Origin of the sequence: Bacillus sp. V3-13, from assembly GCF_002860165.1 — a bacterium.
Lineage (GTDB): Bacteria > Bacillota > Bacilli > Bacillales > Cytobacillaceae > Bacillus_BJ.
In genome coordinates this window covers 1-6,992 of record NZ_PGUZ01000080.1, presented here as the reverse complement: position 1 = coordinate 6,992, position 6,992 = coordinate 1, and the positions used below count along the sequence as shown (strand labels likewise).

Genomic DNA, 6,992 nt, shown 5'->3' with positions numbered 1-6,992 from the left:
CACGGTTTCACTATGGCTTTTCTATTTTTATGGTGTTGCATTTGATTTTACAATTAACCTTTTTCCTTTTTGGGATTAGTTTGTGATTTTACGCTGTTATTTTAAAAAAAATAGGGAAGGAGGGACTAGAGAAAATGAACCAAATTATGAAGTTAACAGGTCTGGGTTTTGCTGCTGCAAGTGCGGTTTTTGCAGTTCTTGACTATGCGAGCTATATCAGTATTCTGATGGCACTAACTGGAATTGGTATCGGCGCGGCAGCAGCAATAATAGCCTACCGCTACACCATTCAAAAACTTGCATGGTCTTTAGGAAAATATGCTGCAATTCAACTTTAAGGTTGGAAGAGTGCGGGAATTGCTAGTTTTATTTCCGCGCTCTTCTTCAAAGCGGGTGAGATAAAAAGTGAGAAATACACGTTATTTTAAATATATTAGATTAATTGCTGACAGAAGAAGCAAAGATAGCCTGTATCTGATGTATAAAAGCTTCCTTGATATTTTTTTGGAGAATGATAGAAATAAAATTATAGGCTTTTTACTAAAGTCCGCCAAAGGATTAATAGTTGTTCCCATTTTGTTCTTGCTGGTTCTTTATACAATCATTGGGTCCCTCTATTCCACCAACATAGTTGAAGGTATCCTTTTTAGCGGAGTTATAAATATCATTCATACAATTCTATTAATACATTCAAAGTATGGGGACTCCCAAATTGGATTTCTTAAAAAAGACTTTGAATTTGTATTAAGGCTTCTACCAAAAAGGAAGGAGCACGTTTATATCATTCAAAAGCTTAGTCACGAGTTATTACATAGTACATTTGTTTATTCTAGCTTTACATATTTATTATCAGTAGTCCTTTTATTCACATTTGTAAACCAATCAATATGGGTAATATGCATAGGTATCCTGTTTGTATTATTAAATTATCTGCTGGGTTTAACGTTTTTAATCATAAAAATAACCCGGCTGTATGATCGCATGGTTAAGGGATCTTTGGTAGTAATTTTGACAGCGTTGATTACTACGTTATTGAATTCTCTTAATATTAGAGAACTATTCCCATTTGATGCAACCGCATTATCGAACTATTTTCTCAATAGAGGAAACCCAGTTATTGGAATAAAAGTTATTATACTAATTTCATTGTCGGTAGGGGGGGTTACCTCGAGTTTTTTCTTTATTTTTTATATATTGAAAACAAAGAAAGTGACTCCCGCTGTTATAGTTCTAAAAGAGGATGGTTTTCATAAGCTTTTTAACAAAAAGGATGTATATCAGCGTTTATTATTGAGGGGATTTGATTCTAAGAAAAAACTATCATACATAAGAGCTGGTAGTCTATTAGCTACAAGTACTATTGTGCTGCTTTATCCTTTTTTTATTCAAAACGACAAAATGCCATTAACTTTAACTATTTTATTGTTCTGTTATAGTCCTGCCATCTTTAATTTGTTGATTACATATTATTTGTACGACGAATTATTACAAAAAAACTTTACAAGGACAACATATTATCTTCTAAAGAAATTCCAATGTAAAAAGTATTTTTACAAATATACAATCGTCACAACATTTTCTCAATTATTTATACTGCTGCTACCTTTCCTGACAGTACTTTTATTATATAAGCCATTAAATATATTCTTAGCATTTGTTAGCTATTTGCTCGTGTTTATAATTGTAGTTGCAATTCTTGTGACAAGAATTTTTAATGTGGGAAAATTCAGTTATGAGGAAATTAAAATGATTGAAGCTCCAGTTCTTACCTCGAAATCTACCGAAAATTTTATTGTATTTGGGATTCCGATTTTCTATGCAATACCGGTAGTATCACTAACCCTTGCTCAATCTGAACTTCTTTATGCATATATCAGTACTTTAATTTACATCTGTGTACTTCTTCTATTCTGTATTGCTAAAATCTACTTTTCTTTATCTAAGGAGGGAAACAATGCTGCATCTATGTGAGTTACACAAGGAATATTCTGATACGAAGGTTTTCGATCACATTGATTTAGAAATACCTTCTAATTCAATCGTTACTATAACAGGGAAAAACGGAATTGGAAAAACAACGCTGTTAAATATAATTGGTGGCATTTCTAAATTTCAAGGAGACATTTTATTAGAAGGAATTAGTTTAAAGAACAATTATGAAGATTTTATTAAAATTACCACCTTAATACCAAATGACCCTTTTTTGTATGACTATCTTACGGTTCTAGAAATGATTGACTTAGTGATATCCCTTTCAGATTCAGATGAAAAAAAGGCTAAAGAATTTGCATATAAAATGCTGCTGGAATTAGAGCTTTCAGACTTTAAATCGATTTTGATCAAGAACCTATCCTTAGGGACAAAACAAAAAGTTGCTGTTATCACTGCCTTCATAAACTCCCCAAAGTTAGTATTAATTGATGAACCATTCGTAAACTTTGATCGAGTATCTATGGGGAAAGTGCTAAATTTCATCAAAGAGTATGTATCTTCAACTGGAGCCATTGTCATGTTTTCCACCCACTCTGAAGAAAAAGAGGTAAATGATATAGTTACTCACAATATCAAAATTAATGGGTGCCAAGAAATATATATATATCAAAAGTGAGTAGGTAATGATAATGAAGTTTAACAAAATTGTGCTAGTTGTCACTAGTATTGCTGCCTTGTTATATGTTTTAGGCTTGTTTTTTCCAACGAATTTGGAAAGAGAGCCTATAGATGAAAACTTTGGATTCACAGCACTGTTATTACATAATTCAAGGGCACAGTTCATCTCGATCCTTCTAGGGAGTATAACTTTAGGTATTTATTCGTTAACGTATATGTTTATAAATTTCTTTTCCATGGGATTTATCACTGCAACATTGCTTACAGAAGAATCTGTCAGCAATGTAATCAGCATGTTTTTACTCCACGGGATCTTCGAGATTCCAGCGATGATTCTATCAATATCTTTAGGGATCTATATACCATGGAAACTAATCGGGATGGTAAAAAACAAGACAATAAATACGGTAGCGATTAGAAAAACAGCAGGCATTTTTATTGTAATCTTAATATTAACTGTTGTTGCAGCAGCTATCGAAGCTTTTGTTACTCCCAAAATAATGTGAGGTGATACAACATGAAATTAGAGAATTTCCGGGGGATTCCTTTAATAAGTACCCTAATTATAGCCCTTTTAGCATCTTGTTATATTCAAATATCTTATATTCCAGAGATCATTCCGGAGTATGGGGAATTTTTAACGAAATTTGGTGAGGATATAAAAAATCTTGAAATATTAATGCTAGTTATTTCATTTATATTTCAACTTTTTATCTTGATCGCGACAATTGGAATGGAAGTGATATTGGTTTATATGGCTGTCTACTTTTTTTACAAAAAACGGCTGCAATTAAGAGAATTTACACAACCGGTTATGCTAGCCACTCTATGTGTGTTGTTTATTAATATAATCATGTCATTGCTTCTTTTACCAACAACACAAGACATAGATACATTAAAGAACATTACTATGTTTTCACCTGTCAACTTTTTAGTGAAACCCGTTATCATTTGTTATTTTTTATATGAAAAAAAGATTCTTCCTGCCAAATTAGTTGAATGGATAAAGTTAAGCTTAGTTTATGTATTGGTTACATGTATTCCAGGCGTTATTATGTTGATAATTTATTAAGTGGCGTGTCGGGATAGAGTTGCGGACATGAATTTGGTTATAACAACCGGGAAGGGAAAAAAGTGCTATGCATCCAGAACAGATAAATAATCCAAAAAAGAAATGGGTCTTCTTTGGAGTGATTGCGTTTATATTAGCTGCTGTAGCTGTGAATGTGGCTATTATAAAAAATAAAGATCTTAATAATGTGAATAACTTGAAACTGGCTAGTGTTACAAATAAACAGATTAGCAACACTAAGCTTATTTCTGGTGTTGTAGTTCCTGGAAAAAAAGAGTCATTTTATCTTGATTCCACGAAAGGAATAGTGAAAGAATTTTTTGTAGAAGAAGGGCAAACTGTAAGCACAGGTCAAAAGCTCTTCTCGTATGATAACCCCGATCTTGATGCTGAAATCAAGCAGTTGGAAATTGATAAGAAGATTGCCAGCGTCCAGTATGAACAAAATCAAGGAAAAATAGATTCATTAAGAAAACAGATAGACCAGCAAAAAAATGAAATCAAGAAAAAGGACATAGATCCATTGCAATCACAGTTACAAGTATCTCAATATCAGCAGACTATAACTGAACTAGAAGCACAATTGAAAGATGTCCAGTACCAACAAAGAACAACCGAGCTTGAAATACAGAAAAACAAAGTTCAGGCTGATGAATTACAAAGGAAAAAGGACGGTTTAATTGTATATAGTACAATAGATGGTATTGTACAAAGGGTAGACAAGGATACATTTCAAGGCTCAACACACACATCGGATACTTTTGGAACGCCGATTGTGCAAATTATAGCTCAAGGTGACCTCCATATTGAAGGTACATTATCCGAACTGCAAAAGTTCCACATTAAGCAAAAACAGCCAATCACAGTTAGTTCTAAAGCCAATACTGATACAACTTGGAAGGGAGAAATCACAGAAGTCAGTGAATATCCGATTTCCGAAGATGTCGGTTCAAATGAAATATCTACACCTGGGCAGACAACTCAAAATATTTCCTACTACACCTTCAAAGCGTCGTTGGCAGATCAAAAAGGGTTGGCTTCAGGTTACCATGTTTCTATTCAGGTAGAGTTGCCCCAAACGACAATTCGTGCGGTACCAAGAAGCAGTATAGTACAAAGTGAAGATTCCCTATTTGTATATGTACTCAACGGCGCGAGGCTTAGAAAACAAGAGGTAAAAACCGGAGTGGGCGACAGTGAGTGGATTGAAGTGTTAGAAGGTCTTGCGCTAAATGACAAGGTTGTCGACAGTCCTTCATCAAAGGTTCAAGAAGTGATGGAAGTGAAATTGAAATGATCAGTTTGAAAAATATCTCCAAAACTTATAAACAAGGATTAATTGAAGTGCCTGTACTTCATGATATCAATATTGACATTGAATATGGTGAATTCGTGTCCATCATGGGGCCATCAGGATCAGGGAAATCAACGTTAATGAATATCATTGGGTGTCTGGACCGTCCCACCGCAGGTTCGTACATACTGAATAATGTAGATGTACAGGATGCTGGTGAAGCACAAATTGCACGGATTCGAAATAAATACATAGGTTTTGTTTTTCAACACTTTCATTTACTCCCAAGATTAACTGCAGTGGAAAATGTAGAATTACCTTTGATTTACGGTGGTGTTCGGAAAAAAGAGAGGCGTGACCAAGCCTTGGAGGCATTGGCGAAGGTGGGACTAAGAGAATGGGTGAATCATTTTCCAACTCAGCTCTCCGGCGGACAAAAGCAGCGTGTTGCTATTGCACGTTCCATTGTCAGTAGGCCCAAATTTATCTTGGCTGACGAACCTACAGGTGCTCTGGATTCAAAATCTGGAGAACAGATTTTAGATGTTTTTACACATTTGCATAATGAAAGTACAACTATCATAATGGTTACACATGAGGACGCGGTGGCAGCTTATTCCTCCCGTTGTATTTTATTAAGAGATGGGCAAATCAAGCAGGATCGGAGAGGAATGTAATGAGTTTATTGGACAGCATGAAAATTGCCTTTTCTTCGATTCTTGCGCATAAACTGCGTTCCGCCCTTACCATGCTTGGAATTATTATTGGCGTGGGATCCATTATTACGGTGGTTGCTATCGGACAGGGAGGAGAAGCAGCATTAAAATCCCAGTTTGCAGGTAATGGAAACAATACAATGGATATTAGCTTCATACCTGAAAGTGAAAACTCAATAGAGATGCCATTCGATCAGACACCCGCGTTTTCTCAAGAAAACTTAATTCAACTGAAAAATATTCCTGAAGTAGCACAGGTAATTCCCACAAATAATTCGATGGAAACCCTTTTTGCAGGTGAAAAGAGTATTGGGACTCAAATCTATGGGATAACAAATAGTTATTTTTTGGTGAATTCTATTAATGTAGTTTCAGGGAGAAAGTTGCATGAGGGTGATTTTTCCCAGTCGAACCAATTCATTATGATTAATGAGAAGGCAGCCGACGATTTCTTTTATCAAAGTAACGCGGTCGGTGAAATTTTGGAAATTAAAGGGCAGCCTTTTCAGGTGGTTGGTGTTTATAAAGTGGATCAGGATATGTTCGAGTTTGGGCTGCCGGAAATTCTGTTACCCATATCATTATGGCCAGTTTTATATGGAACAGATAATATCCAATCCGTTAAACTTCAAGCAAAGGATGCAGATATGATTGAACCTGCTGGAAAAAAGGCTGCAATCATACTAAACGATACAAAACCACAGGATTTACAGGGGAAGTATGAAGTTATGAACCTTGAAGAAATTCAAAAGAGTATTTCTTCTTTGACAAAAGTTATGACCTTCATCATAGGTGGAATCGCAAGCATTTCCTTGTTAGTTGGTGGTATTGGTGTTATGAACATTATGCTTGTTTCTGTAACAGAGCGGACAAGAGAAATTGGTATACGAAAAGCACTAGGTGCCACTAGAGCAAAGATATTGCTGCAATTTCTGATTGAAGCAATGATGATTACGTCAATTGGTGGAATAATTGGCATTGTTCTTGGTGTAGGTGGTGCTTATATTGTATCTACATTTGCAAAATGGCCTTCACTAATATCAGGTCCTGTTATAGCTGTGGGTGTATTGTTCTCGATGGGACTTGGCATTTTTTTCGGAGTGATTCCGGCAAATAGAGCTGCAAAGCTTGAGCCAATCGATGCGTTGCGTTACGAATAAAAGGGATTGGAAAAAGAAATGGGTGGACCCCTGACTGGGTTTTACTAATTAACTTGAGTCTTGTAAAAAAACTGTCATAAAAATTGTCGGTTTGTGACTTGTTTTGAAAAGTTTCTAAAAATAAGAATGACATCCCTTTG

8 protein-coding genes are annotated in these 6,992 nt (G+C 35.2%); all 8 read left to right on the top strand.

Annotated features, from left to right (window positions below):
* Window positions 1-134: 134 nt before the first annotated feature.
* Window positions 135-338 carry a hypothetical protein gene (locus CU633_RS21140; RefSeq protein WP_101662538.1) on the top strand — a complete coding sequence of 68 codons (204 nt, stop codon included), beginning with the start codon at window positions 135-137 and terminating at the stop codon, window positions 336-338.
* A 67-nt stretch (window positions 339-405) separates the two neighbouring features.
* Window positions 406-1,971, top strand: a complete 1,566-nt coding sequence (locus CU633_RS21135; protein WP_101662537.1) for a hypothetical protein — start codon at window positions 406-408, stop codon at window positions 1,969-1,971.
* Window positions 1,955-2,608: an ATP-binding cassette domain-containing protein gene (locus CU633_RS21130; RefSeq protein ID WP_101662536.1), complete on the top strand. Its 654-nt coding sequence runs from the start codon at window positions 1,955-1,957 to the stop codon at window positions 2,606-2,608. Before CU633_RS21135 ends, CU633_RS21130 begins: the two co-directional genes overlap by 17 nt.
* A gap of 13 nt (window positions 2,609-2,621) precedes the next feature.
* A complete protein-coding gene (locus CU633_RS21125; RefSeq protein WP_180955064.1) occupies window positions 2,622-3,116 on the top strand; it encodes a stage II sporulation protein M in 495 nt (164 codons plus the stop codon).
* Window positions 3,117-3,127: 11 nt separating this feature from the next.
* Window positions 3,128-3,682 (top strand): hypothetical protein, encoded by a 555-nt coding sequence (locus CU633_RS21120; RefSeq protein ID WP_101662534.1) that lies wholly within the window; start codon window positions 3,128-3,130, stop codon window positions 3,680-3,682.
* 67 nt (window positions 3,683-3,749) lie between these two features.
* Window positions 3,750-4,979: an efflux RND transporter periplasmic adaptor subunit gene (locus tag CU633_RS21115; protein ID WP_101662533.1), complete on the top strand. Its 1,230-nt coding sequence runs from the start codon at window positions 3,750-3,752 to the stop codon at window positions 4,977-4,979.
* Complete coding sequence (locus CU633_RS21110; protein ID WP_101662532.1) at window positions 4,976-5,653, top strand: ABC transporter ATP-binding protein; 678 nt, start codon at window positions 4,976-4,978, stop codon at window positions 5,651-5,653. The genes CU633_RS21115 and CU633_RS21110 overlap by 4 nt, the downstream gene beginning before the upstream one ends.
* Window positions 5,653-6,852 (top strand): ABC transporter permease, encoded by a 1,200-nt coding sequence (locus CU633_RS21105; RefSeq protein WP_101662531.1) that lies wholly within the window; start codon window positions 5,653-5,655, stop codon window positions 6,850-6,852. Before CU633_RS21110 ends, CU633_RS21105 begins: the two co-directional genes overlap by 1 nt.
* Window positions 6,853-6,992 lie beyond the last annotated feature (140 nt).